This is a genomic window from Micromonospora sp. NPDC049139 (assembly GCF_055586845.1).
Genome location: NZ_JBVJHK010000002.1, coordinates 202,066 through 227,526, shown reverse-complemented (window position 1 = coordinate 227,526; position 25,461 = coordinate 202,066). Strand labels below are relative to the sequence as shown.

Below are 25,461 nucleotides of genomic sequence, written 5' to 3'. Positions count from 1 at the left end.
TGTGCGCCTGGCGCTGCTCGGCTGCGGCACGGTCGGTAGCGAGGTGGTCCGGCTGCTGCACGAGCAGTCGGCCGACCTCGCCGCCCGGATCGGCGCCCCGCTGGAGATCGCCGGCATTGCCGTACGCCGTCTCGGTCGCGACCGGGGCGACCTCCCGGTCGACCCCGCGCTGTTCACCACCGACCCGCTCGGGCTGATCAAGCGCGACGACGTCGACGTGGTGGTCGAGGTGGTCGGCGGCATCGAGCCGGCGCGGAGCTGGCTCGTCGAGGCGCTGCGGGCCGGCAAGAGCGTGGTCACCGCCAACAAGGCACTGCTCGCGGAGGACGGCGCGGCCCTGCACGACGCGGCGGCCGAGGGCGGCGGCGACCTCTACTACGAGGCGTCCGTCGCCGGGGCGATCCCGCTGCTGCGCCCGCTGCGGGAGTCGCTGCACGGGGACCGGATCAACCGGGTCACCGGCATCGTCAACGGCACCACCAACTTCATCCTCTCCGCCATGGACGCCACCGGCGCCGGCTTCGCGGAGGCGCTGGAGGAGGCCACCGAGCTGGGGTACGCCGAGGCCGACCCGACCGCCGACGTGGAGGGCTTCGACGCGGCGGCCAAGGCGGCCATCCTCGCCTCGCTGGCGTTCCACACCCGGGTGGGCGCGGCCGACGTGCACCGGGAGGGCATCACCGAGGTCACCGCCGCCGACGTGGCCAGCGCCAAGGCGATGGGCTGCACCATCAAGCTGCTCTGCATCGCCGCCCGGGGCGCCGACGCCGCCGGCCGGGAGACGGTCAGCGTGCGGGTGCACCCGGCGATGATCCCGCTGACCCACCCGCTGGCCGGCGTCGGCGACGCGTTCAACGCGGTCTTCGTCGAGGCCGAGGCGGCCGGGCAGCTGATGTTCTACGGGCGGGGCGCCGGTGGTGCGCCGACCGCCAGCGCGGTCCTCGGCGACGTGGTGGCGGTCTCCCGCAACCGGCTCGCCGGGGTGCGCTCGGCCAGCGAGTCCGCGTACGCCGACCTGCCGGTCCGGCCGATGGGGGAGGCGCTCACCCGCTACCACATCAGCCTGGACGTGGCGGACCGGCCGGGCGTGCTGGAGGCGGTGGCCGGCGTCTTCGCCCGGCACGACGTCTCGATCGCCACCGTGCGGCAGGGCCCGGCGGGCGGCGACGCGGCCGGCCGGGGCGAGGACGCGGACCTGGTCATCGTCACCCACGTGGCCCCGGACGCGGCGCTCGCCGCCACCGTCGGCGAGCTGCGCGGGCTGGAGATCGTCCGGTCGGTGGCGAGCGTGCTGCGGGTCGAGGGCGGGGCGTGACGGCGTTCGCGTCTCGTCAGGTGGTTAACGACGGGTGCGCCGCGGGCGGGCCGGGCAGGCTGGTCCAGGCTGACGGTGCCCCCGGCCCAGTGGGGCGATAGAGCGAGGAGAGCGACATGTGGCGGGGTCTGATCGACGCGTACCGGGACCGGCTGCCGGTCACCGACGCCACGCCCGTCGTGACCCTGCACGAGGGGAACACCCCGCTGCTGCCCGCGCCGGTGCTCTCCGCCCGGCTCGGCTGCGACGTCCACCTGAAGGTGGAGGGGGCCAACCCCACCGGCTCGTTCAAGGACCGGGGCATGACGCTCGCGGTCTCCAAGGCGGTCGAGGCCGGCAACAAGGCGATCATCTGCGCCTCCACCGGTAACACCAGCGCGTCCGCGGCGGCGTACGCGGCCCGCGCCGGCCTGACCTGCGCCGTGCTCGTGCCGCAGGGCAAGATCGCGCTGGGCAAGCTGGCCCAGGCGCTGGTGCACGGCGCGAAGCTGCTCCAGGTGCAGGGCAACTTCGACGACTGCCTGTCGCTGGCGGCGAAGCTCGCCCAGGACTACCCGGTCGCCCTGGTCAACTCGGTCAACATCGACCGGCTGCACGGCCAGAAGACGGCCGCGTTCGAGATCGTCGAGGCGCTCGGCGACGCCCCCGACATCCACTGCCTGCCGGTCGGCAACGCCGGCAACGTCTCCGCCTACTGGATGGGCTACTCGGAGGAGCTGCGGGACGGCAACGCCACCCGGGCCCCGAAGATGTACGGCTTCCAGGCGGCCGGCGCGGCGCCGATCGTCACCGGCCAGGTGGTCCGCGAGCCGTCCACGATCGCCACCGCGATCCGGATCGGCAACCCGGCGAGCTGGACCAGGGCGCTGGACGCCCGGGACTCCTCCGGCGGCCTGATCGCCGCCGTCACCGACCGGGAGATCCTGGCCGCGTACCGGCTGCTGGCCCGCGAGGTCGGGGTCTTCGTCGAGCTGGGCAGCGCGGCCAGCGTGGCCGGCCTGCTCCAGCAGGCCGCCGCCGGCAGGATCCCGGCCGGCTCGACGGTCGTCTGCACGGTCACCGGGCACGGCCTGAAGGACCCGGAGTGGGCCATCTCCACCGCTCCCGCTCCGATCACCATCGCCAACGACCCGCTGGCCGCCGCTCGCTCGCTCGACCTGGCCTGAACCACGCCTGGTCCCGCCCGTCCTGTGGGCGGGACCGGGAGCGGGGGCGGCCGGTGCGCGCCGCAGCGGGTGCGGGAGACTTGTTGCGCCCCGCAACCGTCCTCTCTCCAGGAGTGAGTCACGCCGATGTCGGTGCTCGCCAGATTCAGCCTCGCCAATCGAGGGCTGATCGCCCTCATCGCGGTGGTGACCACGGCGTTCGGAGCGTTCGCCGTGCCGTCGCTGAAGCAGCAACTCCTGCCGTCGCTGGAGTTCCCGGCCGCGTTCATCGTGGCGGCGTACCCGGGCGCCGGCCCGGAGGTCGTCGAGTCGCAGGTCACCGAGCCGATCGAGAACAGCCTCCAGGGCATCCCCGGCCTGGACAGGGTCACCTCGACCTCGCGCGAGGGCTCGACGACCATCCAGGTGCAGTACGAGTTCGGCACCGACCTGGACGACGTGGTCAACAAGATGGAGACCGCGCTCAACCGGATCGACACGCAGCTGCCGGAGGGGGTCGACCCGCAGGTCATCGCCGGCAGCACGGACGACCTGCCCGCCGTGGTGCTCGCCGCGTCCGGCGGCGCCGACCAGCGCGCCCTCGCGGAGAAGCTGCGTGGTGCGGTCGTGCCGGAGCTGGAGGCGATCGAGGGGGTCCGGTCGGTCGACGTGACCGGTGCCCGGGACGACGTCGTGGTGGTCACCCCGAATCCGGCGAAGCTGGCCGCGACGAAGCTCCAGCCGGCCGCGATCGGCGCCGCGCTGAAGACCAACGGCGTGACGGTGCCGGCCGGCGCGGTGGCCGACGGCACCCGGGCGCTGCCGGTGCAGGTGGGGACCCCGCTCGCCACGCTGGACGACCTGCGCGGCATCGTCGTCGCGCCGGCGGCGGGGAAGGCCGCCCCGGTCCGCCTCGGCGACGTGGCCACCGTCGAACAGCAGGCCGCCCCGGCCACCGCGCTCACCCGGACCAACGGCAGGGACAGCCTCGGCATCGCCGTCACCGCGGCCCCCGACGGCAACGCGGTGGAGATCTCCCACGAGATCCGGGACCGGCTGGCCGAGCTGCGGGAGGCCTCCGGCGCCGAGCTGACCGTGGTCTTCGACCAGGCGCCGTTCGTCGAGAAGTCGATCGAGAGCCTGACCACCGAGGGCCTGCTGGGCCTGGTCATGGCCGTCATCGTCATCCTGGTCTTCCTGCTGTCGATCCGCTCCACCGTGGTCACCGCGGTCTCCATCCCGCTCTCGGTGATGGTCGCCCTGATTGCGCTCTGGGTCGGCGACTACTCGCTGAACCTGCTCACCCTCGGCGCGCTCACCATCGCGGTCGGCCGGGTGGTCGACGACTCGATCGTCGTGCTGGAGAACATCAAGCGACACCTGGAGTACGGCGAGCCGAAGCGCGAGGCGATCCTCGCCGCCGTCCGCGAGGTGGCCGGCGCGGTGACCGCGTCCACCCTCACCACGGTGGCCGTCTTCGCGCCGATCGCGCTGGTGGGCGGCTTCGTCGGGCAGCTGTTCGCGCCGTTCGCGATCACGGTCACCGTGGCCCTGCTCGCCTCGCTGCTGGTCTCGCTGACCGTCATCCCGGTGCTCGCGTACTGGTTCCTCAAGCCCTCCGGCGGCACCGTGGACGACGCCGCGGTGCGCCGGGCGGCGGAGGAGAAGGAGCTGCGCAGCCCGTTGCAGCGGGCGTACCTGCCGGTGATCGGGTTTGCCACCCGCAAGCGGGCCACCCGCTGGATCACCCTGGGGCTCGGCGTGCTCGTGCTGTTCGGCACGTTCGGCCTGTCCCGTCAGCTGGAGACCAACTTCATCGACGACTCCGGCCAGGACACGCTGAGCATGACGCAGGAGCTGCCGGCGGGCACCGGGCTGGCCGGCACCGACGCGGCGGCGCGCCAGATCGAGGCGGTGTTGGAGCGGACCGACGGCATCGAGACGTACCAGGTGACGGCGGGCGGTGGCGACAACCCGTTCGCGGGCGGCGGCAACAACGTCGCCACCTGGTCGCTGGCCCTCGGTGGCGAGACCGACGCCAAGGAGATGCGGGAGGTCCTGCGCCGGGAGATCGACGCGCTCGGCGCGGCCGTCGGCGAGGTCAGCTTCGGGGCCGGGCAGGGCGGGGCCGCCGCCAACCAGTTGGAGGTGGTCGTCCAGGCCACCGACCCGGAGGCGCTGAACCGGGCAGCGGAGGAGGTCCGGGCGGCGATGGCCGGGGTGGCGGGCGTGGCGGACGTCTCCACCAGCCTCGCCACCCGGGTGCCGCGCGTCGACGTCACCGTCGACCGGGTCGCCGCCGGCCGGGCCGGGCTCACCGAGGCCGCCGTCGGCCAGCTGGTGGCGCAGGCGTTCCGGGGCGCGCCGCTGGGCCAGGTGACCCTGGACGGCGGGCAGCGGGACGTGGTGCTGCGGTTCGCGGGCAAGGTGCCGGTCTCCGTCGAGGAGCTGCGCGCGCTGCCGGTGGGGCCGGTGAAGCTGGACGACATCGCCGACGTCACCGTGGCCGAGGGGCCGCAGCAGGTGACCCGGATCGAGGGTGAGCGCAGCGTCTCGGTGACCGGTACGGCCACCGGCTCCAACCTCGGCGCCACCACCCAGGAGCTGCAGAAGAAGCTGGATGCCATCGACGTTCCGGGGGCGACCTTCGCCATCGGCGGCGTCAGCGCCGACCAGGAGGAGGCGTTTGCCGACCTGGGTCTGGCCGTGCTCGCGGCCATCGCGATCGTCTTCCTGATCATGGTGGCGACGTTCCGCAGCCTGACCCAGGCGCTGATCCTGCTGATCTCCATCCCGTTCGCGGCGACCGGCGCGATCGGCCTGCTGCTGGCCACCGGCACCCCACTGGGCGTGCCGGCGCTGATCGGCGTGCTCATGCTGGTCGGCATCGTGGTGACCAACGCGATCGTGCTGCTCGACCTGATCAACCAGTACCGGGCGCAGGGCATGGGGGTCCGGGAGGCGGTGGTCGAGGGCGGCCGGCGCCGGCTGCGGCCGATCCTGATGACCGCGGTCGCCACCATCTTCGCGCTGCTGCCGATGGCGTTCGGCCTCACCGGGGAGGGCGGCTTCATCTCCAAGCCGCTGGCGATCGTGGTGATCGGTGGTCTGCTCAGCTCGACGCTGCTCACCCTGATCCTGGTGCCGACGCTCTACACGATGGTGGAGCACACCAAGGAGAGCATCCGCTCCTGGCGGGCGCGCCGGTCCGGCGGCGCGACTCCGGCGGCCCCCGCCGCCCCCGCCGCCGGCGTCCGGGACGCCGGGACGGAGCGGGCCGGCGAGCCGGTTTCGGTGCCCGCGGCGCCGTCGGCCGGCGCGGAGGGGGCCGCCCGGCCGGCGCCGTCGGCTGCGCTGGTGGACGGCACGGACCAGTTCGAGGTGCTGCGGCTGCCGAAGAGCCGCAGGTCGCCGCTGCCACCGGCCGAGTAGCGCCCGTACCTCCGTGGACGCCCCCGGCCGGTTCCGCCCGCCGGGGGCGTCCGCGTTCGGTCAGGTACCCGCCGGACGCCGTGGCGCGCCGGCCGCTGCCCGGTAGGGTCCGGACGTGCCGTCCACCTTCTCGGTCCTCGCCCGCAACCGGAACTTCCGCAACCTCGTTCTGGCCGAGCTGGTGGTCTTCGGCGCCGACTGGTTCGTCATGGTGCCGCTGCTGGTGCTCCTGCCGGACCTGACCGGCAGCGGCGTGTGGGGGGCCCTGGTGCTCGCCGTGGACACCGGCATCGTGGCGCTGCTGCTGCCCTACACGGGCACGGTCGCCGACCGGTTCGACCGGCGCAAGATCATGATCGCGGCCAACGTCGCGGCCCTGTTCGGCGTGCTCCTGCTGCTCGGGGTGCGCAGCGCCGGCACGGCCTGGCTGGCGATGGTCGGGATCGGCGTGGTGGCGGTGGCCAAGGCGTTCTACTCCCCGGCGGCGCAGGCCGCCCTGCCCAACGTCCTCGACCCCGACGAGCTGGCCGCGGGCAACGCCGTCGCCGGGTCGGCCTGGGGCACGATGACCATCGTCGGCGCCTCGCTCGGTGGCGTGCTCAGCGCCGCCGTCGGCCCGTACGCCTGCTTCTGGGTGGGGGTGGTCGGCCTGGCGGCCGCGGCGGGCCTGGCCACGCTGATCCGCCGGCCGTTGCAGGCCCCGCGCGACGCCGGGCGACCGGCGCAGCAGACCTGGGCGGCGATCCGCGAGGCGCTGGGCTACATCGGGCACCGGCCGAGGGTGCTGGGGCTGGTCACCGTGAAGAGCGCGGTCGGCCTGGGCAACGGCGTGCTGACGGTCTTCCCACTGCTCGCCGCGGTGTACGGCGTGGGGCCGGTCGGCACCGGGCTGCTCTTCGCGGTCCGCGGGGCGGGTGCGCTGGTCGGGCCGATCCTGATGCGTCGGGTGCTGAACAACCGGGCCTGGCTGCTGTCCGGGCTGGCGCTGTCCATGTCCCTCTACGGCCTGGCCTACCTCGGCATCTCGGTCGTCGACTGGTTCCCGCTGGTGCTGGCCCTGGTCTTCGTCGCCCACTTCGCCGGTGGCAGCAACTGGGTGATGTCGAACTTCGCCCTCCAGGGCGAGGTGCCCGACCGGTTGCGGGGCCGGGTCTTCGCCACCGACATGATGCTGGCGACCCTGGCCATCTCGGTCAGTCAGCTCGTGGTGGCGGCCGTGGTGGACACGGTGGACGAACGGGTGGTGCTGGCCGGGTGCGGCCTGGTCACGCTGGTCTACGCGGTCGGCTGGCGGATCGCCACCCGCCGGCTCTCCCTCACCGACCCCGTCGCGGAGCCGGACCCGACCCCGGCCCGCTGACCCGCCCGCCGGTCAGCGCTGTCCCGCTCCGCCCGTGGGCGCGTCCGGCCGGGTCAGGCCGTCCCACTGTGTCGGCGCGTGACCGGGCGCCGCCGTGGGCCACCCCGGCGCGGGCTGCCCGGCTACGGTCGGCGCGGGCCCGGGGGTCGGCGCCGGCCCGGCGGGCGGCCAGCCGCCCGAGGGGGCAGCCGCCGGGCCGGTCGCCCGCCGCCCGGCGAGCACCGCCGCGATCACCAGGCCCAGCCCGAGGGGGTACGCCACGGCCATCACCACGCTGTACGCCGTGTTCACCAACTGGAACTCGCGCCACCCGAAGTCCTCGCCGTCGGAATACCCGATCCACCCGAAGTCCTCGCCGTCGGAAGATCCGAAGGTGCCGTCGATCAGGCGGGGAGCAAGCAGGACCCAGGCGAGGGTGAGCGCCGAGCTGACGAGCAGCACGCCGAGGCCGAACAGGGCCAGCAGCCGGGGCAGTCGGGGCAGCCGACGCCCCGCCGTCACGGTCAGCACGAGGCCGACCAGCAACACCAGCACCGTGGGCGCCTGCGTGGCCAGCGTCGTCGCCAGGTGTCCGAGCACTCTGCCTCCCGTCGTCGTCGGTCGGGTCAGGCTAGCGGAACGGCGCCGGGCCGGATCACCCGCGCGGTGCCGGCGGCGGCCCCGTCCCACCGGGCGGGCGGACGGCCGCGACGTCGCTGCGGAGCCCTAGCATGAGCCAGTGCCGACGACATTCGCCTCCGGTCCGGTCCGGGTCCGGGTTCCCGCCACCAGCGCCAACCTGGGGCCGGGCTTCGACGCCCTGGGGCTCGCCCTGGCCCTCTACGACGACGTGGCCGCCGAGGTCACGGCGGGGGGCGTCACGGTGGCCGTGACGGGGCAGGGCGCCGGGGAGCTGCCGACCGACGACCGGCACCTCGTGGTGCGTGCCATGCGGGCGACCTTCGAGGCGCTGGGCGGCCAGCCGGCGGGCCTGGCGGTGGAGTGCGTCAACCGCATCCCGCAGGCCCGGGGGCTGGGCTCGTCGTCGGCCGCGATCGTCGCCGGCGTGCTGCTCGCCCGGGCGTTGGTCACCGACGGGGAGACCCGGCTGGACGACGCCGCCGCGCTGCGGCTCGCCGCCGGGATCGAGGGCCATCCGGACAATGTGGCGCCCTGCCTGCTCGGCGGCTTCACGCTGGCCTGGACGGAGCCGTCCGGGGCCCGGGCGGTGTCGCTGCCGGTCGCCGCCGGCGTACGGCCGACGGTCTTCGTGCCTCAGGAGCGCGGCCTGACGGCGGCGGCGCGGGCCGCCCTGCCGGCCGCCGTGCCGCACGGGGACGCGGCGCTGAACGCCGGACGCGCCGCGCTGCTGGTGCACGCGATGACCGCCGAGCCGGCGCTGCTGCTGCCGGCCACCGTCGACCGGCTGCACCAGGACTACCGCGCGGAGGGGATGCCGGGCAGCGCCGCCCTGGTCAGGGCGTTGCGTGAGGCCGGTGTGGCCGCTGTGATCAGTGGGGCCGGGCCGACCGTCCTGGCCCTGGACGGGTTGCCGGAAGGCTATGATCCGGGAACAGACTGGCAGGTCTGGCGGTTGGACCCGGACGGGCACGGAGCACGGGTTGCCCGGGGTAGACTCGGACACGCGGAGCGGGACCCTGTTGCCGCAGGTCGGAAGAGTTGATTACGCTCTAGACTTAGCACAGCCGCGAAGCATGCGATCTTCCTGCGGGTCGGCGCACCCCCGAAGCTTTCGGCGGTCAGCCCGTCACCCCTGCTTAGGCCCACGCCGCACCGCAGTCTTCACAGGTCGCCGCAGACGGCGAGACCTGCTCACCGACGTTGGTGAGTCGGGAAACCGACCGGCTGCTGTGTCACAGACTCCCGCGACGCGTCCATGCGAGGCGGGTGCACCGAGGCCGCCCGGCCACCTTGTTTCGACCCCGGGCAGTCCCGGCCTATCGAGGGAAGGAATCCATTGAGCGACACCACCGACGTGACGTCGGATGTTTCCAACGTCGCTGGCGATGCCACCACCGCCGCCGCCCCCGCCCGTCGTCGGCGCAGCGGCACCGGCCTGTCGGCGATGCTGCTGCCGGAGCTGCAGAGCCTGGCTGCGTCGCTCGGCATCTCGGGCACGGCTCGGATGCGCAAGGGCGAGCTGATCAGCGCGATCTCCGAGCGGCAGGGCGGTGCCACCGCCGGGACCCCTCGACCGCGGGCCGAGGTCGCGGCCGCCGCCGCTCCCGCCCGTGAAGAGGTCCACGCCGAGGTCCGCGAGACCACCGAGCGGCCCAAGGCCGAGCGGCGGGCCGCGGAGCAGGCCCCGGCGGAGCCGGCGCCCGTCGAGACCGAGGCTCGTCCCCGGACCCGGCGCAGCCGGGCCGCCGCCGCCGAGGCGCGGGCCGCCGAGGCCCGTCCCGCGGAGACCCGCACGGAGGAGGCCGAGGCCGGCGAGCGTGCCGACCGGGCCGAGGGCCGTGGCCGCGAGCGTGCGGAGCGCGTTGAGCGTGGCGAGCGGGCCGAGCGTGCGGAGCGTGGCGCGGAGCGCGTTGAGCGTGCCGAGCGCGGCGACCGTGCCGAGCGGGCCGACCGCGCGGAGCGCGGCGAACGGGCCGAGCGTGGCGAGCGGGCCGAGCGGGGCGAGCGGGCCGAGCGGGGCGACCGTAACGAGCGGGCCGAGCGTGGCGAGCGGGGCGACCGCAACGAGCGGGCCGAGCGGGCCGAGCGGGGCGACCGCAACGAGCGGGGCGACCGGGTCCAGCGCGCCGAGCGCGACGCCGACGGTGACGACGACGGCGAGGGCGGCGGCCGGCGCGGCCGGCGCAGCCGGTTCCGGGACCGTCGCCGCGGCCGTGGCGAGCGGGCCGAGGGCGGCGGCGACGGCGGGCGCGAGCCGCAGGTCGGCGAGGACGACGTGCTCGTCCCGGTGGCCGGCATCATCGACGTGCTCGACAACTACGCCTTCGTGCGGACCACCGGCTACCTGGCCGGCCCGAACGACGTCTACGTCTCGATGTCCCAGATCAAGAAGTACGGTCTGCGGCGCGGTGACGCCATCACCGGTGCGGTGCGCGCCTCGCGCGACGGCGAGCAGCGGCGGGACAAGTACAACCCGCTGGTGCGGCTGGACACCATCAACGGGATGGAGCCGGACGAGGCGAAGCGTCGGCCGGAGTTCTACAAGCTCACCCCGCTCTACCCGCAGGAGCGGCTGCGGCTGGAGACCGAGCCGCACATCCTCACCACCCGGGTGATCGACCTGGTCATGCCGCTCGGCAAGGGCCAGCGCGCGCTGATCGTGTCGCCGCCGAAGGCGGGCAAGACGATGGTGCTGCAGGCCATCGCGAACGCGATCACGCACAACAACCCGGAGTGCCACCTGATGGTGGTGCTGGTGGACGAGCGCCCCGAAGAGGTCACCGACATGCAGCGGTCGGTGAAGGGTGAGGTCATCGCGGCGACGTTCGACCGTCCGCCGCAGGACCACACCACGGTGGCGGAGCTGGCGATCGAGCGGGCGAAGCGCCTGGTCGAGCTGGGCCACGACGTGGTCGTGCTGCTCGACTCGGTGACCCGGCTCGGTCGGTCGTACAACCTGGCGGCGCCGGCCAGCGGCCGGATCATGTCGGGTGGTATCGACTCCACCGCGCTCTACCCGCCGAAGCGCTTCCTGGGTGCGGCCCGCAACATCGAGAACGGCGGCTCGCTGACCATCCTCGCCACCGCGCTGGTGGAGACCGGGTCCATGGCGGACACGGTCATCTTCGAGGAGTTCAAGGGCACCGGCAACGCGGAGCTGAAGCTGGACCGGAAGATCGCCGACAAGCGCACCTTCCCGGCCATCGACATCCACCCGTCCGGCACGCGCAAGGAGGAGATCCTGCTCGCGCCGGAGGAGCTGGCCATCATCCACAAGCTCCGCAAGGTGCTGCACTCGCTGGACTCGCAGGCGGCGCTGGACCTGCTGCTCGACAAGCTCAAGCAGACCCGCACCAACATCGAGTTCCTGATGCAGATCGCCAAGTCGACGCCGGGGGAGTGACCCTCCCCGGGTGAGACCGACGAGAAGGGCACGGCCACGCGGCCGTGCCCTTCTCGCGTTCCCGGGCACCCCTTGTCGTTCGCCCGCCCGCCGTCCGTCTGCCCACGACAGTCGCATTCGGTCACCACGCCCGTCGCGCGCGTCATCTGGCGGTGTCGAGCCTGGGCCTGGCGGCAGTGCGCGCGGTCGAGCCGCCCTCGCGGACGGGGCGGGGAACGGCTCCGGCTGGTCGCATGGACGGGGCAGCTCGACAGCGCGTTCCACCACCCCACCGACGCCGGCGGCGCGGTTGCTGCGGACCGGGCAGCGAAGGGTGGAGTTTTCCTTCGGTTTGGTTGACAGGTATTGAAACTTCTATTCACAGTCCGGTTGACTGTGGCCCATGCGTACCCGCAGACGATCTGCCCGTCTTGCCGGCGTCCTGCTGTTGACGCCGCTGCTCACCATGGCCGGCACCGTGCCGGCGACCGCCGGTGCGCCGGATCCGGCCACCGACCCCTCTGCCACCGCGGCCGAGGACGCCCCCCGCGCCTCCTCGTACCCCGCCGACTCCGTCACGCTCTCCGGCGGCATCGAGCCGGCCGGCGGCCTGGAGACCGCCAAGACCACCCGCCCGGTCGCCCCGGGCCTCCAACTCACCTCCTTCGACCGGTACGACGCCGACGGCTGGCTGCGCGCCGACGCGCTCACGGCCGACCTCACCGGCGGCGTCACCGTCGACTACGTGAACTCCGGCGCGGTCAGCCGGGCCGAGCCGCTGCGCCGCGCGGTGGACGCCTCCCGCGCGGTCGCCGCGGTCAACGGCGACTTCTTCGACATCAACAACTCGGGCGCCGCCCAGGGCGTCGGCATCCGCGACGGCGAGCTGGTCCAGTCCGCGGTCGGCGGGCACCGCAACGCCGTCGCGATCACCACCGAGGGGCTCGGCCGGGTGATCGAGGTGAACTTCGACGGCACCGCGACGCTGCCCACCGGCCCGGTGCCGCTGACCCAGTTCAACAACATGATCCAGGCGAACGGGATCGGCGTGTTCACCGCGCTCTGGGGGTCGTACACCCGGGAACGCGCGGTCGCCGGCGCCGCCCGCGTCACGGAGGTCACGGTGGTCGACGGCCGCGTCGCCACCGTCGGCACGACGGCCGGCAGCGGGCCGATCCCGGCCGGCACCACCGTGCTGCTCGGCCGCGACGCCGGCGCGGACGCCCTCGCCGGGCTGCGCCCCGGCGACCCGGTGACGGTCGCCTGGCAGCCCAAGCCCGCCGACGGCAGCACCCTGCACGCGGCGGTCGGCGGCGGCAACGTGCTGGTCCGGGACGGCGTGGTGCAGAACATCGCCGACGCGACGCTGGCCCCGCGCACGTCGGTCGGCTTCTCCGCCGACGGCCGGCGCATGATCATGCTCACCGTGGACGGCCGGCAGGTCGACAGCCGCGGCGTCACCCAGACCGAGATGGGCCGGATGATGGCCGAACTCGGCGCCCACCACGCGCTCAACCTCGACGGCGGCGGCTCGTCCACGCTGCTCGCCCGGGAGCCGGGCGCGGCGGCCGTGCAGGTGGAGAACAGCCCCTCCGACGGCACGGAGCGCGCGGTGCCCAACGGCCTGGCCCTCTACGCACCCCAGGGCAGCGGCCGGCTCACCGGGTACTGGCTGGAGACCGCCAGCGACCCGACCAGCGCACCCGGCGTCGCGCCGGTGCGCGGCGGTCGCCCCGACCGGGTCTTCCCCGGCCTCACCCGCCGGCTCACCGCCGCCGGCCACGACGAGACGTACGGCCCGGCGGCCGGCGCGCCGGAGTGGCGGGCCAACCCGGCGGTGCACGGCAAGGTCGACGAGTCCGGTGTCTTCCGGGCCGCGACGCCGGGCCAAACCACCATCACCGCCTGGCGGGGCGAGGCCAGCGGCACCCTCGACCTCACCGTCCTCGGCCCGCTGGCCCGGATCGACTCCACCGTGGACCGGATCGGCCTGGACGGCACCGACGGCAGCGCGCTGTTCGGCGTGGTCGGCTACGACGCGGAGGGCAACACCGCCCCGATCGAGCCCGCCGACCTGAAGCTCGACTACGACCGGGACCTTCTCAAGATCACCCCGACCGCCGACGGCAACCTCGCCGTCACCGCGCTGCGGGACACCGGCTCGGCGCTGGTCACCGTGCGCGTGGGCGGCAGCAGCACCGTGCTGCCCGTCACCGTCGGGCTCACCGACGTCCCGGTGGCCACGTTCGACGACGCGGCGGCCTGGAAGTTCAGCCAGGCCCGGGCCAGCGGTGCCGTCGCCCCGGCGCCGGGGCGCACCGGCACCGGCCTGAAGATGACGTACGACTTCAGCCAGTCCACCGGCACCCGGGCCGCGTACGCCGACCCGCCGGCCTGGATCGACGTGGCCGGCCAGCCGCAGGCGTTCGGCATGTGGATCCACGGCAACGGCACCGGGGAGTGGCCCAGCCTGCACCTGCACGACGCGCAGAACACCCAGCACGTCCTGCGCGGGCCGCTGATCACCTGGAAGGGCTGGAAGTACGTCGAGTTCGCCGTGCCCGCCGGGGTGCAGTACCCGGTGCGGATCCGCCGGTTCTACGTGGCCGAGACCAACGCCGCTGCCCAGTACCGCAGCGAGGTGATCATCGACGACCTCGTGGCGAAGGTGCCGCCGACGGTCGACGCCCCGGCCGAGGCGCCGCGCACCGACCGGGTGGTGCTCCGCGACGGCACGGTCGACGGCGCGCCCTGGCGCTTCGCGGTCATGTCCGACGCGCAGTTCGTCGCGGCGGACCCGGACAGCGACCTGGTCGCCCAGGCCCGCCGTACGCTCCGCGAGGTCAAGGCCGCGAAGCCGGACTTCCTCGTGATCAACGGCGACTTCGTGGACACCGCGTACCCGGCCGACTTCGCGCTGGCGAAGCGGGTGCTGGACGAGGAACTCGGCGGGGAACTGCCGTACTACTACGTGCCCGGCAACCACGAGATCATGGGCGCCCCGATCGCCAACTTCCGGGCCGTGTTCGGCGACAGCGAGCGGGTCTTCGACCACAAGGGCACCCGGTTCGTCACGCTGAACTCGTCGACCGGCTCGCTGCGCGGCGGCGGCTTCGACCAGGTGCGGATGCTGCGCGAGGCGCTCGACTCGGCGGCCGGCGACCCCGCCGTCGGCTCGGTGGCGGTGCTGTACCACCACCCGCCGCGCGACCCGAGCCCCGCCAAGGCCAGCCAGCTCGGCGACCGGAAGGAGGCCGCGCTGTTGGAGCAGTGGCTGGCCGACTTCCAGCACCGCACCGGCAAGGGGGCGGTCTTCGTCGGCGGGCACGTCGGCACGTTCCACGCCGACCGGGTCGACGGGGTGCCGTACCTGATCAACGGCAACTCGGGCAAGAACCCGTCCACCCCGGCCGACCAGGGCGGATTCACCGGGTGGACCGAGTTCGGGGTGGACCCGGTGAGCGCCGCCGAGGCCGACCGGGCCCGGCGGGACCCGCTCGCCGAGGGCCCGAGCTGGGTCGCCGCCGAGTTCCACGCGCACGTCGACGGGCTCGCGTTGGCCGCCCCGGCCAGCGTCGCCGTCGGCGCCCCGGCCACGGTCACCGCCACGGTGACCCAGCCGGGCGGGCGTACGGTGCCGGTGGCGGCCCCGGTGAGTGCGGACTGGTCCGCCTCGCCGAACCTGCACGTCGGCTCGGCCGCCGGGCTGAAGCCCTGGCACGTGGCCCGCTTCGACCCGGCCACCGGCACGCTCACCGCCCTGCGCGCCGGCGCGCAGGTCACGCTGGCGGTGGCCGTCAACGGCGTCCACGCCGAGGCGACCGTCACCCTGACCCCCGCCGCCTGAGGTGTAAGGAAGGGCACCTTCCTATCGCCTGGTGCATAGGAAGGTGCCCTTCCTAACGCCAATCTGAGGCCCGCACCGATAGGTGCGGGCCTCAGAAGTCGCCCTCGGCGACCTGGAAGACGGTGAGGCCGAGGGCGCGCCACATCCGTACGACCTGCTGGCGGTCGTCGAAGACGCCGACCACCCGGTAGCGGTCCCTGACCTCGTGCTCGTAGATCTCCTGCTTGACCACCGAGTCCTTGCGGTTGTCGCCGACCGCGCGCAGGTGCAGGTCGAGGTAGGGCACCCGGACGTGCCGGGCCAGCCACGCCTCCGTGGCGGGCCGGGCGGTGGCGTCGCGGCCCGAGCAGAAGACCACCCCGTACCCGGCCGCGTGCATCGCCCGGACCGCCGCGATCACCGCCGGGTTCGGCTCGTCCTCGTCGACCCGGGTCATGTCGTACGGGCTGCGCGAGACGTTCAGCGCGACCGTCCCGTCGATGTCGACCAGCACGATCTCCGGCGGCTCGGTCGACGGGGCGTGCACCGTGGCCGGCCGCCCCGTCCGGGCCTGCGGCACCGGCAGCGGCAGCGCGCGCCCCGCCAGGTAGCGCTCGTGCAGCCGGCGGATCCATGCCTCGCCGACCCGGTCGGCCTCCGGGCGGGCGGCGTCGCGGCGCAGGCACACCGCCAGCGGCACGTCGGTGAAGTCGTGCACCTCGAACTCGGCGCCGTGCCGGGCGGCCAGGTCGGCCCAGTCCCGCAGGGTCCGCGACCGCAGGTTGGTGTCGTCGACGCAGACGTCCGCCTGGGCCCGCAGCAGCGCCTCGACCTGCGCCCGCTGCACGACGGTCACCTGCCACTCCGCCCACTGGGTGAACAGCCGCTCGCCGTGCAGCATCCGGCGCAGGTCGTCCCGGTTGACCCGGACCACGGACGGTTGCAGCGTCCGGGCGAACGTGGTCTTGCCGGAGGCGGGGAGTCCCCGGGTGGCGATCAGGCGGGCCATGGCTCCTCCGTGTCGTACGTCTCGGTGGCCGGCGGCGCGTCGCCGCCGTACCCCGGTCGGGGCACGACCGGCGGGCGGCCGTGCCGGGGTGAATGCCCGGCCAGGCGGCGGGAATGCGGGAGACGAGGCGCGCGTTGTCGATGCCGGACCAGCCGTGCGGCCCGATTGCCGGGCCGGCGCCGGCCCATGGCACACTGGTCAATCGGCCACCGGTTCCGGTTCACGCCCGAGCCCGTCGCGCACGAGGCGACGGACACCGACGGCGACCCGGCGACCATCCACGAAAGGACCGAGGCGACATGAAGCCCAACATCCACCCGGAGTACGTGACCACCGAGGTCACCTGCTCCTGCGGCAACACCTTCAGCACCCGCAGCACCGCCAAGGGCGGCTCGATCCACGTCGAGACCTGCAGCGCCTGCCACCCGTTCTACACGGGCAAGCAGCGCGTCCTGGACACCGCCGGGCGGGTCGCGAAGTTCCAGCAGAAGTACGCCAAGGTTCAGGCCAAGAAGGCCAAGTAACTCCTCGTTCGGCGCCCGCGCCCGGTTTCGTGCCGGTCGCGGGCGTCGTCCGTATCCGCCCCGGTTCCGCCTCCCGTCCCGCCGTCGTCGAAGGAGCTTCCCCCGCATGAGCAGTGAGCGCCTGGCCGCCCTCCTCGACGAGTACGCCGAGCTGGAGAAGCGGCTGGCGGACCCGGCCATCCACGCCGACCAGGGCACCGCCCGCCGGGTCGGCCGTCGGTACGCCGAGCTGGTCCCGCTGCACAAGGCGGCCGGGGAGCTGGAGCAGGCCCGCGCCGACCTCGCCGCCGCCCGGGAGTTGGCCGCCGAGGACCCGTCCTTCGCCGCCGAGGCGGAGTCGATCGCGGCGACCCTGCCGGCGCTCGAGGAGCGGCTGGCCGAGCTGCTGATCCCGCGCGACCCGCACGACGCCAAGGACGTGATCGTCGAGATCAAGGCCGGCGAGGGCGGCGAGGAGTCCGCGCTCTTCGCCGGCGACCTGCTGCGGATGTACACCCGGTACGCCGAGCGGCGCGGCTGGCTCACCGAGGTGATCGACGCCCAGGACTCGGACCTCGGCGGGGTGAAGGACGTCTCGCTGGCGATCAAGACCAAGGGCGTGCCCGAGGGCGGCAACGGCGTCTGGTCCCGGCTCAAGTGGGAGGGCGGCGTGCACCGGGTGCAGCGCGTCCCGGTCACCGAGTCGCAGGGCCGGATCCACACCAGCGCCGCCGGCGTGCTGGTGCTGCCCGAGGCCGAGGACGTCGACGTCACCATCGACCCGAACGACCTGCGGATCGACGTGTTCCGCTCGTCGGGTCCGGGCGGCCAGTCGGTGAACACGACCGACTCGGCGGTGCGGATCACCCACGTCCCGACCGGCATCGTGGTCTCGTGCCAGAACGAGAAGTCCCAGTTGCAGAACCGGGAGCAGGCGATGCGGATCCTGCGCGCCCGGCTGCTGGCGGCGGCCCAGGAGCAGGCCGACGCGGCCGCCTCGGACGCCCGTAAGGCACAGGTGCGTACCGTGGACCGCTCGGAGCGGATCCGCACCTACAACTTCCCGCAGAACCGGATCACCGACCACCGGATCGGCTACACCGCGTACAACCTGGACCTGTCCCTCGCCGGGGACCTGGACGGCGTCCTCGACGCCCTGGCGGAGGCCGACCGCGCCGCCCGCCTGGCCGGCGACACGGAGCTGACCCGCCGCTGACCCGCCGGGCGGCCGATGAGAACGCGGGGTCAGGAGGCGCGGGGGCGGGTCTTCGCGCGGAGCATCTCGCGGTCGGCCGCCTCGAAGGCGGCGCTGAGGGCGTCGCGCAGGCCGGGGCCGGTGGCGCCCACCTCCGCGAAGCCGACGCTGACCCCGACCGGCGTGCCGGGCACCAGCGACTCCCAGTCCTCCGCCCGCACCGCGGCGTCGATCCGGCGGCCCACCTCGGCCGCCTCGGCCATCCCGGCGTGGGGGAGCACCACCACGAACTCGTCGCCCCCGTAGCGGGCCACGAAGTCGCCCCGGCGCATCACCCGGTTGATCACCCCGGCGACGCGCTGGAGCACCAGGTCGCCGGAGTGGTGCCCGTGCCGGGTGTTGACCGCCTTGAAGCCGTCCAGGTCGCAGACGCCGATCACCACCCGGTCGCCGCCGGCGACCACCGTGGCGATGTAGCGCTCCAGCCGGCGCCGGTTGGGCAGCCCGGTCAGCGGGTCGGTCAGCGCCTCGCCCTCGAAGCGGGCCGCCTCGCGGCGCATCTCCTCGTGGTCGATGCGGGCGGCGATGCCGTCGATGTAGACGTCCCGGAGCCGGTCGTTGCGCTGGGCGGCCAGCCGGAACGCCAGCCGGTCGGCCCGGTGGGCCGCCGCGTGGTCGCCGGAGCGGGCCAGGGCGATGCTGCGCAGCCGCGCCGGCTCGGCCGCGCCCAGCGTCTCGCTGGAGACCTGGACGGTGTCCAGCCGGGTGACCGCCTCGATCGGCCGGCCCTCGGCGACGGCGAGGCAGACCTGGCCGAGCTGGCGCATGTCCCGGGCCCGGGCGCTGTCCCCGCCGTGGCCGAGCAGCCGCGCCGGGGCGGCGTCCGTGCCGACCTCCAGCCGGTCGCCCAGGGCCCCCCGCCGGGCGGCGGCGTAGCCGTACGCGGCCAGGCTGCTCGGGCGCAGCCTCCCGGCCCGGCCGCTGCGCAGGAACCGGTCCAGGTCGGCGGCGACGTCCCGCAGCACCCGCAGGCAGCCGTCGCTGTCGCCGTTGTGGTCCAGCGCCACCGCGTTGCGCAGCCGGATGCCGGGCGCGGCGAACGTCTCCGCCGGGATCCCGGCGGCCGTCCCGAGCTGCCGGGCCCGCTCGATGGCGCCGAGGGCGTAGCCGTGGAAGCTGAGGTAGGAGTAGGCCATCGCGAGGTCGTGCCAGCCCCACGCGGTGTCCCGGTCGGGATCCGGCACCGCGCCCAGCGCCCGGGCGGCCTTGACCAGGTGCGTGACGCAGCGGTCCAGCGCGCCCTGGTGGTGCGCGGCGAGCGCGGCCAGCGCGTTGAGGTGCCCGTGCAGGTAGGGCTCGGCGAGGTCGCGGACCGCGGTGGAGGCCTCCTCGACCGCCCGCGTGTATTCGGCCGTCCGGCCCAGGTTGATCACCGCCGAGAGGCGCTGCACCAGGGCGTCGGCCCGCGCGTACGGGTCGGTGGTGGTGCCGATGACGCGGTCGAGGATCGCGTACGCCTCGGCGGAACGGCTGGACTCCTGCAACGCCCGCGACCGCGTGAGGGCGTCAACCTGGTCGGTGACCCGGTCGAGCCAACCCACCCGCGACCTCCTGTCGGTGTGCGCCCGGACGCATCCGCTCGTGATGTCCGGCGCGACGCCTCATGATTATCTCGTGACGACCGCGCCGCAACAGCCGTCCGAAGGGACGAGACGACAACGCCCTTCCGTGGCGGTGTCCCGGGCGGCCCGGGCGCTGGCCGAGGCCGGCGTCGAGGCGGCCCGCGCCGAGGCGGAGCAGTTGGCCGCGTACGTGCTGGGGGTGCCCCGGGGGCGGCTCGCGCTGGCCGACGACCTCACCGCCGACCAGCTCGACCGGTTCGACGGGCTGGTCGCCCGGCGGGCCGACCGGGAGCCGTTGCAGCACCTCACCGGCGTCGCCGGCTTCCGGCACCTGGAGTTGGCCGTCGGGCCGGGTGTCTTCGTGCCGCGGCCCGAGACCGAGCTGCTCGCCGGCTGGGGGATCGCGCGGGCCGGGCGCCTGGCCGCCCCGGTGGTGGTGGACCTGTGCAGCGGCTCCGGCGCGGTCGCCCTGTCGGTCGCCCAGGAGGTGCCGGCCGCCCGGGTGGTGGCGGTGGAACGCTCGGCCGACGCGCTGCCCTGGCTGCGGCGGAACGCGGCGACCCGGGCGGCGGCGGGGGACCGGCCGATCGAGGTGGTGGCGGCGGACGTCACCGCCCCGGACCTGCTGGCCGACCTCGTCGGCCGGGTCGACGTGCTGCTCTGCAACCCGCCGTACGTGCCCTCCGACGTGCCGGTGCCGCCGGAGGTGGGCCGGCACGATCCGGCCAGCGCGGTCTTCGGCGGGGCGGACGGCCTGGCGGTGATCCGCCCGGTGGTCGCGCGGGCGGCGGCCCTGCTGCGCCCCGGCGGGGCGCTCGGCGTCGAGCACGACGACACGCACGGCACGGCGGTGCCCGACCTGCTGGCGGCGGACGGTCGGTTCGAGGCGGTGGCCGACCACCCGGACCTGGTCGGGCGGCCCCGCTTCGCCACCGCGTCCCGCCGGGCGGACGGCCCGCACGCCGCCGTCCACCCGGCGTGGCAGACTGACTCCTCGTGATGCTCTACGACTGCCGGTCGCCCGCCGACCGGGACCGCGGCATCGCTGCGGCCATCGAGGCGGTCAAGAACGGCGAACTCGTCGTCCTGCCGACGGACACGGTCTACGGGATCGGCGCGGACGCGTTCACCCCGTACGCGGTCAAGGCCCTGCTGGACGCCAAGGGCGGCCGGCACGTGCCGCCGCCGGTGCTGATCGGCTCCCGGCACACCCTCGACGGCCTGGTCTACTCGCTGCCCCAGGCCGCGCGGGACCTGGTGGAGGCGTTCTGGCCCGGCGCGCTGACCATCGTCGTCGAGCACTCGCCGAGCCTGCGCTGGGACCTCGGCGACACGTCCGGGACGGTGGCGGTGCGGATGCCGCTGCACCCGGTGGCGCTGGAGGTGCTGCGCGAGACCGGCCCGATGGCGGTCGCCTCGGCCAACAAGACCGGCCAGCCGGCCGCGCTCACCGCCGAGCAGGCCCGCGACCAGCTCGCCTACTCGGTGCGGGCGTACCTGGAGGCGGGGCCCTGCCCGGACCCGGTGCCGAGCACCATCGTCGACCTCACCGGCGAGGTGCCGCAGGTCCTCCGCCAGGGCGCCGTCCCGCTGGAGAAGCTGCGTGACGTGGTGCCGGACATCCTCGTCGGCCAGGGGGTCTGAGTGCCGCCGTTCACCGTGTTGCACGTCTGCATGGGCAACATCTGCCGGTCCCCGATGGCCGAGCGGCTGCTGGCCCTCGCCGTCCGGGAGCGGCTGGCCCGGCGGGAGGCCGACCCGGGCCGCGCCGACGAGCTGGTGCACAGCCACAGCGCGGGCACCGGCGGCTGGCACGCCGGTGAGGAGATGAACCCGCCGGCCGCCCGCCAGGTCACCACCCGGGGCGGCAGCACCGACGGCTTCGCCGCCCGCAAGCTCCGCTCGGACCACATCGACGCCGCCGACCTCGTGCTCACCGCCACCGCGGACCAGCAGGAGTACGTGGTGGCGCTGCGTCCCGACGCCGCGGCGCGCACCTTCGTGCTGGGCGAGTTCGGCCGGCTGCTCGCCGCGGTGGACGCGGCCGGGCTGCCCCCGGCCGAGGCCACCCCGGAGGGGGTGTACGCGCGCGGCGTGGCGCTGGTGGCGGCCGCCCACGCCGCCCGGGAGGGCACCACCGCCCTGCCCACCGACGATCTCGACGACCCGTGGGGGCGCGGCGACCAGTGCTTCAGCCGGGTGGCCGACGAGATCGAGGAGACCGTCCACCCCCTCGCCGCCGCGCTCCTGCCGTAACCGCCCGCCGCGCTCCGGGCAGGCTGCCGCCGTGGCCGTCCACCCGCGCCGCCGGACTCGTGCCGTAATTCGCCGGAGTTACCCTCGCGCGTGAGTTTCCTGCGGGTTTGGGGGAAAGGGGCGGTGGAGAGGGCCTTTCAGGTCATTCTGGGTGGGTCCTGACCGGCTCCTGCGGGGAGAGCTGATGACCCGGGCACACCTCGAAAGACTGTTCACCGTGCTGCTCGCCGGCGTGCTCGCCGGCGTGGCGCTCGCGGCGGCGGCCCTACCGACCGCGCTGGTGTTCGGCATCGGGTTCTCGGCGCTCGCCGCGCCGTACTCGGAGCTGCCCAACACGTTGCGCACGCCGCCGACGGCCCAGCGGTCGAACCTCTACGCCAACGACGGCACCACCCTGATCACCTCCTTCTACCAGGAGGACCGGGTGGACGTGCCGCTGGCCGAGGTCGCGCCGGTGATGCGGCAGGCGATCGTCGCCGCCGAGGACGTCCGGTTCCACGAGCACAGCGGGGTCGACCTGCGCGGCGCGGTGCGGGCCTTCACGGTCAACCAGGGCAGCGGGGAGACCCGGCAGGGCGCGTCCACGCTGACCATGCAGTACGTCCGCAACGTGCTCAGCAACGACCCCCGGCTCAGCGAGCGGCAGCGCGCCGCCGCCACCGAACTCACCACCGCCCGCAAGATCCAGGAGATGCGGTACGCGCTGGCCCTGGAGCGGGAGCTGACCAAGGACGAGATCCTCGCCCGCTACCTCAACATCGCCTACTTCGGGGCCGGGGCGTACGGGGTGGCCGCCGCGAGCAAGCGCTACTTCTCCAAGGCGCCGGCGGATCTCACCCTGGCCGAGGCAGCGCTGCTGGCCGGGCTGGTCCGCTCCCCGCACACCGACGACCCGATCAACGGCGACGCGGACGCGGCGCTCGCCCGCCGGGCGTACGTGCTGGACCGGCTGGTCGAGTCGGGGCAGGTCCCGGCCGCGGCGGCGGACCAGGCCCGGGCCGAGCAGTTGCACCTGCGCCCCAGCCAGACCCCGAACGACTGCACGGCGGTGCCGGAGGAGCACGCCGACTGGGGCTTCTTCTGCGACTGGTTCACCCGCTGGTGGAACGCCCAGCAGGCGTTCGGCGCGACGGTCGACGAGCGGCAGCTCACGCTGCGTCGGGGCGGCTTCTCCATCGTCTCCTCGCTGGACCCGGCCGTGCAGCGCGCCGCCACCGAGCAGGTCCGCCGGATCTACTCCCTGGACGACCGCCGGGCGGCGCCGACGGCGGTGGTCCAGCCCGGCACGGGCCGGGTGCTCGCCATGGCGGTGAACCGGAACTACAGCGTGGCCGGCAACCCGGCCGGGCAGAAGAACCACCCGAACACGGTCAACCAGTTGGTCGCCGGGGGCGGGGCGATCGACGGCTACCAGGCCGGCTCGACGTTCAAGATCTTCACCATGCTGGCCGCGCTGGAGTCCGGGCTGCCGCTGGACACGGAGTTCGACGCGCCGGAGCGGATCGTGACCGAGTTCCGGGCGACCGGGGCGGCTAGCTGCGACGGGTACTGGTGCCCCCAGAACGCCAACAGCGACATGGACGGCGAACACACCATGTGGACGGCGTTCGGCAACTCGGTCAACACCTACTTCGCCTGGCTGGCCGAGCGGGTCGGCGCGGACCGGGTGGTGGAGATGGCCGAGCGGCTCGGGATCGTGTTCCGGGCCGAGGACGACGCGCGGCTGGCCCGCCACGGGGCGCGCGAGTGGGGGCCGTTCACCCTCGGCGTCTCCGCCACCACCCCGCTCGACCTCGCCGGCGCGTACGCGGCGGTGGCGGCCGAGGGGACGTGGTGCGCGCCGCTGCCCGTCGTCTCGGTGACCGACGCGGCGGGCCGGCCGGTGGCCGCCGCGCGGCCGGACTGCCGGCAGGCGGTCGACACGGACGTGGCCCGGGCGGCGGCCGACGCCGCCCGCTGCCCGGTCGGCGACCAGTCGATGTACCGGGAGTGCGACCGCGGCACCGCCGAGGGGCTGCGCCGGCAAGTCGGCCGCCCGGTGGCCGGCAAGACCGGCAGCTCGGACGGGTACGCGACCGAGACCGTGGTCGCCTTCACCCCGCAACTGGTGGTCGCCTCGATCGCCACCAACCCCGACGACCCGCGCGACGCGGTCGGCCAGCGGGTGCAGGGGCAGCTGGTCGAGGCGGTGGGCGAGGTGCTCTCCTTCGCCCTGCGCGACCAGCCGGTCCGGGACTTCGTGCCGCCCAGCGAGGCGACCGCCTTCCGGCACACCGGCGCCCGCACGGGCAACTGACCCACTCAGGGGGTCTGCTCGGCGCCCCGGGCGATGTTGCGGGCCATCCCGCCGAAGACCACCGCGTGGAAGGGCGCCACCGCCCCCCAGTACGCGTGCCCGGCCAGGCCGCGGGGCAGGAACACCGCCCGCTGGTGGTAGCGGCTGCGGCCGCCGTCGAGCGGGGCCACCCGCATCTCCAGCCAGGCCCGGCCGGGCAGCCGCATCTCGGCGCGCAGCCGCAGCAGCTCGCCCGGGACGATCTCCTCCACCCGCCAGAAGTCCAGCGCCTCGCCGACCCGCAGGCGGTGCGGGTCGCGCCGGCCCCGGCGCAGCCCCACGCCGCCCACCAGCCGGTCCAGCCAGCCCCGGGCGGACCAGGCCAGCGGGAACGAGTACCAGCCGTGCTCCCCGCCGACGCCCTCGACGACCCGCCACAGGGCCTCCGGCGACGCGTGCACGGCCCGCTCCCGTACGTCGGTGTAGGCGGTGCCGCCGGACCACTCCGGGTCGCTGGGCAGCGGCTCGGCGGGCGCGTCCGGGCCGCTCGCCGTCGACCAGCGGGTCTCCACCTCGCCGTCGCGCACCTTGACCAGGGCCAGCGCGACCGCCTGGTCGAAGCTGGTCAGCCCCTCCGGCGGGTCCGGGACGTGGGCGGCGATGTCGTGCTCGCGGGCGACGGCCTCGTGGACCAGGCTCTCCACCAGCGGCCGGGCGATCGCGTTCGGCACCGGGGTGACCAGCCCGACCCAGTACGAGGAGAGCGACGGGGTCAGCGGTCGCACCGGCACGATGATCCGGCGGCGCAGCCCGGCCACCCGCGCGTAGCGCTGCACCATGTCCTGGAAGGTGAGGACGTCGGGCCCGCCGACGTCGAAGGCGCGGTTCACCTCCGGCGGCAGGCTCGCGCAGCCGACCAGGTAGCGCAGCACGTCCCGGACGGCGATCGGCTGGATCCGGTTGCGGACCCAGCGCGGGGTGACCATGCCCGGCAGCCGTTCGGTCAGGTGGCGCAGCATCTCGAACGAGGCCGAGCCGGACCCGATGATCACCGCCGCCCGCAGCACCGCCGTCGGCACCCCGCTGTCCAGCAGGATGCGTCCCACCTCGGCCCGCGAGCGCAGGTGCGCCGACGGGACCTCGCGGTGCGCCGCCGGCTCCGGCCCGCCGAGGTAGACGATCCGGCGTACGCCCGCGGCGCGGGCCGCGGCGGCGAAGTTGACCGCGGCCTCCCGGTCGGCGGCCTCGAAGCCGGCCTGCCCGAGCGAGTGCACCAGGTAGTACGCGACGTCCACGCCCTCGAACGCGGCCGCCAGGGTCTCCGGCCTGCGCAGGTCGCCCTCGGCGATCTCGGCGCGCTCCGCCCAGGGCACGTCCCGCAGCCGGCCGGCCCTGCGGGCGAGGCAGCGCACCGTGTGCCCCTCGGCCAGCAGCCGGGGCGCGAGCCGCCCGCCGATGTAACCCGTGGCTCCGGTGACCAGGCATCTCACGGCTTCCAGTGTGCCGCCCAATAGACTCTG

At 74.6% G+C, this 25,461-nt stretch carries 17 protein-coding genes; 13 read left to right on the top strand and 4 right to left on the bottom strand.

Features of this window, described 5'->3' with window-relative positions:
- Position 1 precedes the first annotated feature (1 nt).
- The 4 genes from ACZ6Q9_RS04580 to ACZ6Q9_RS04565 all read left to right on the top strand — a co-directional run bounded on the left by ACZ6Q9_RS04580 (position 2) and on the right by ACZ6Q9_RS04565 (position 7,252).
- Positions 2 to 1,315 carry a homoserine dehydrogenase gene (locus ACZ6Q9_RS04580; RefSeq protein WP_393261661.1) on the top strand — a complete coding sequence of 438 codons (1,314 nt, stop codon included), beginning with the start codon at positions 2 to 4 and terminating at the stop codon, positions 1,313 to 1,315.
- Between the two features lie 116 nt (positions 1,316 to 1,431).
- A complete protein-coding gene (gene thrC, locus ACZ6Q9_RS04575; protein ID WP_393261058.1) occupies positions 1,432 to 2,481 on the top strand; it encodes a threonine synthase in 1,050 nt (349 codons plus the stop codon).
- Positions 2,482 to 2,607: 126 nt separating this feature from the next.
- Entirely contained in the window at positions 2,608 to 5,892 is a 3,285-nt protein-coding gene (locus tag ACZ6Q9_RS04570) for an efflux RND transporter permease subunit (RefSeq protein ID WP_396827765.1), read from the top strand.
- A 115-nt stretch (positions 5,893 to 6,007) separates the two neighbouring features.
- On the top strand, positions 6,008 to 7,252 hold the full coding sequence (locus ACZ6Q9_RS04565) for an MFS transporter (protein WP_350703628.1): 1,245 nt from the start codon (positions 6,008 to 6,010) through the stop codon (positions 7,250 to 7,252).
- Between the two features lie 12 nt (positions 7,253 to 7,264).
- On the opposite strand, the gene ACZ6Q9_RS04560 is transcribed toward ACZ6Q9_RS04565, so the two are convergent.
- Entirely contained in the window at positions 7,265 to 7,831 is a 567-nt protein-coding gene (locus ACZ6Q9_RS04560) for a hypothetical protein (protein ID WP_396827762.1), read from the bottom strand.
- Between the two features lie 139 nt (positions 7,832 to 7,970).
- Here ACZ6Q9_RS04560 and thrB point away from each other — a divergent pair, with 139 nt between their 5' ends.
- From thrB to ACZ6Q9_RS04545, 3 genes are all read left to right on the top strand, one after another.
- Positions 7,971 to 8,915 (top strand): homoserine kinase, encoded by a 945-nt coding sequence (gene thrB / locus ACZ6Q9_RS04555; RefSeq protein ID WP_396827760.1) that lies wholly within the window; start codon positions 7,971 to 7,973, stop codon positions 8,913 to 8,915.
- A gap of 294 nt (positions 8,916 to 9,209) precedes the next feature.
- A complete protein-coding gene (gene rho / locus ACZ6Q9_RS04550) occupies positions 9,210 to 11,276 on the top strand; it encodes a transcription termination factor Rho (RefSeq protein WP_396827758.1) in 2,067 nt (688 codons plus the stop codon).
- A 382-nt stretch (positions 11,277 to 11,658) separates the two neighbouring features.
- Complete coding sequence (locus tag ACZ6Q9_RS04545; RefSeq protein ID WP_396827756.1) at positions 11,659 to 15,102, top strand: phosphodiester glycosidase family protein; 3,444 nt, start codon at positions 11,659 to 11,661, stop codon at positions 15,100 to 15,102.
- Between the two features lie 91 nt (positions 15,103 to 15,193).
- Here the strand turns inward: ACZ6Q9_RS04545 and ACZ6Q9_RS04540 are convergent, their stop codons facing one another.
- Entirely contained in the window at positions 15,194 to 16,090 is an 897-nt protein-coding gene (locus ACZ6Q9_RS04540) for a phosphatase domain-containing protein (protein ID WP_396827755.1), read from the bottom strand.
- 299 nt (positions 16,091 to 16,389) lie between these two features.
- Here ACZ6Q9_RS04540 and rpmE point away from each other — a divergent pair, with 299 nt between their 5' ends.
- Together rpmE and prfA are read left to right on the top strand one after the other, a co-directional pair.
- Entirely contained in the window at positions 16,390 to 16,614 is a 225-nt protein-coding gene (gene rpmE / locus ACZ6Q9_RS04535; protein ID WP_350686436.1) for a 50S ribosomal protein L31, read from the top strand.
- A 106-nt stretch (positions 16,615 to 16,720) separates the two neighbouring features.
- Positions 16,721 to 17,809 (top strand): peptide chain release factor 1, encoded by a 1,089-nt coding sequence (gene prfA, locus ACZ6Q9_RS04530; RefSeq protein WP_357698835.1) that lies wholly within the window; start codon positions 16,721 to 16,723, stop codon positions 17,807 to 17,809.
- A 29-nt stretch (positions 17,810 to 17,838) separates the two neighbouring features.
- On the opposite strand, the gene ACZ6Q9_RS04525 is transcribed toward prfA, so the two are convergent.
- Positions 17,839 to 19,389, bottom strand: coding sequence for a GGDEF domain-containing protein (locus tag ACZ6Q9_RS04525; RefSeq protein WP_393450983.1), 1,551 nt, complete (start codon positions 19,387 to 19,389; stop codon positions 17,839 to 17,841).
- Positions 19,390 to 19,432: 43 nt separating this feature from the next.
- On the opposite strand from ACZ6Q9_RS04525, the gene prmC reads away from it, so the two are divergent.
- The 4 genes from prmC (at position 19,433) to ACZ6Q9_RS04505 (ending at position 23,962) form a co-directional block, all read left to right on the top strand.
- Entirely contained in the window at positions 19,433 to 20,410 is a 978-nt protein-coding gene (gene prmC / locus ACZ6Q9_RS04520; RefSeq protein WP_393450986.1) for a peptide chain release factor N(5)-glutamine methyltransferase, read from the top strand.
- Entirely contained in the window at positions 20,410 to 21,054 is a 645-nt protein-coding gene (locus tag ACZ6Q9_RS04515; RefSeq protein ID WP_350704136.1) for an L-threonylcarbamoyladenylate synthase, read from the top strand. Before prmC ends, ACZ6Q9_RS04515 begins: the two co-directional genes overlap by 1 nt.
- Positions 21,055 to 21,666 carry an arsenate reductase/protein-tyrosine-phosphatase family protein gene (locus ACZ6Q9_RS04510; protein ID WP_393261036.1) on the top strand — a complete coding sequence of 204 codons (612 nt, stop codon included), beginning with the start codon at positions 21,055 to 21,057 and terminating at the stop codon, positions 21,664 to 21,666. It abuts the gene before it with no gap.
- A gap of 184 nt (positions 21,667 to 21,850) precedes the next feature.
- Positions 21,851 to 23,962 carry a transglycosylase domain-containing protein gene (locus ACZ6Q9_RS04505; RefSeq protein WP_393450992.1) on the top strand — a complete coding sequence of 704 codons (2,112 nt, stop codon included), beginning with the start codon at positions 21,851 to 21,853 and terminating at the stop codon, positions 23,960 to 23,962.
- 5 nt (positions 23,963 to 23,967) lie between these two features.
- On the opposite strand, the gene ACZ6Q9_RS04500 is transcribed toward ACZ6Q9_RS04505, so the two are convergent.
- Positions 23,968 to 25,431 carry an SDR family oxidoreductase gene (locus ACZ6Q9_RS04500; RefSeq protein ID WP_393450995.1) on the bottom strand — a complete coding sequence of 488 codons (1,464 nt, stop codon included), beginning with the start codon at positions 25,429 to 25,431 and terminating at the stop codon, positions 23,968 to 23,970.
- Positions 25,432 to 25,461: the final 30 nt, after the last annotated feature.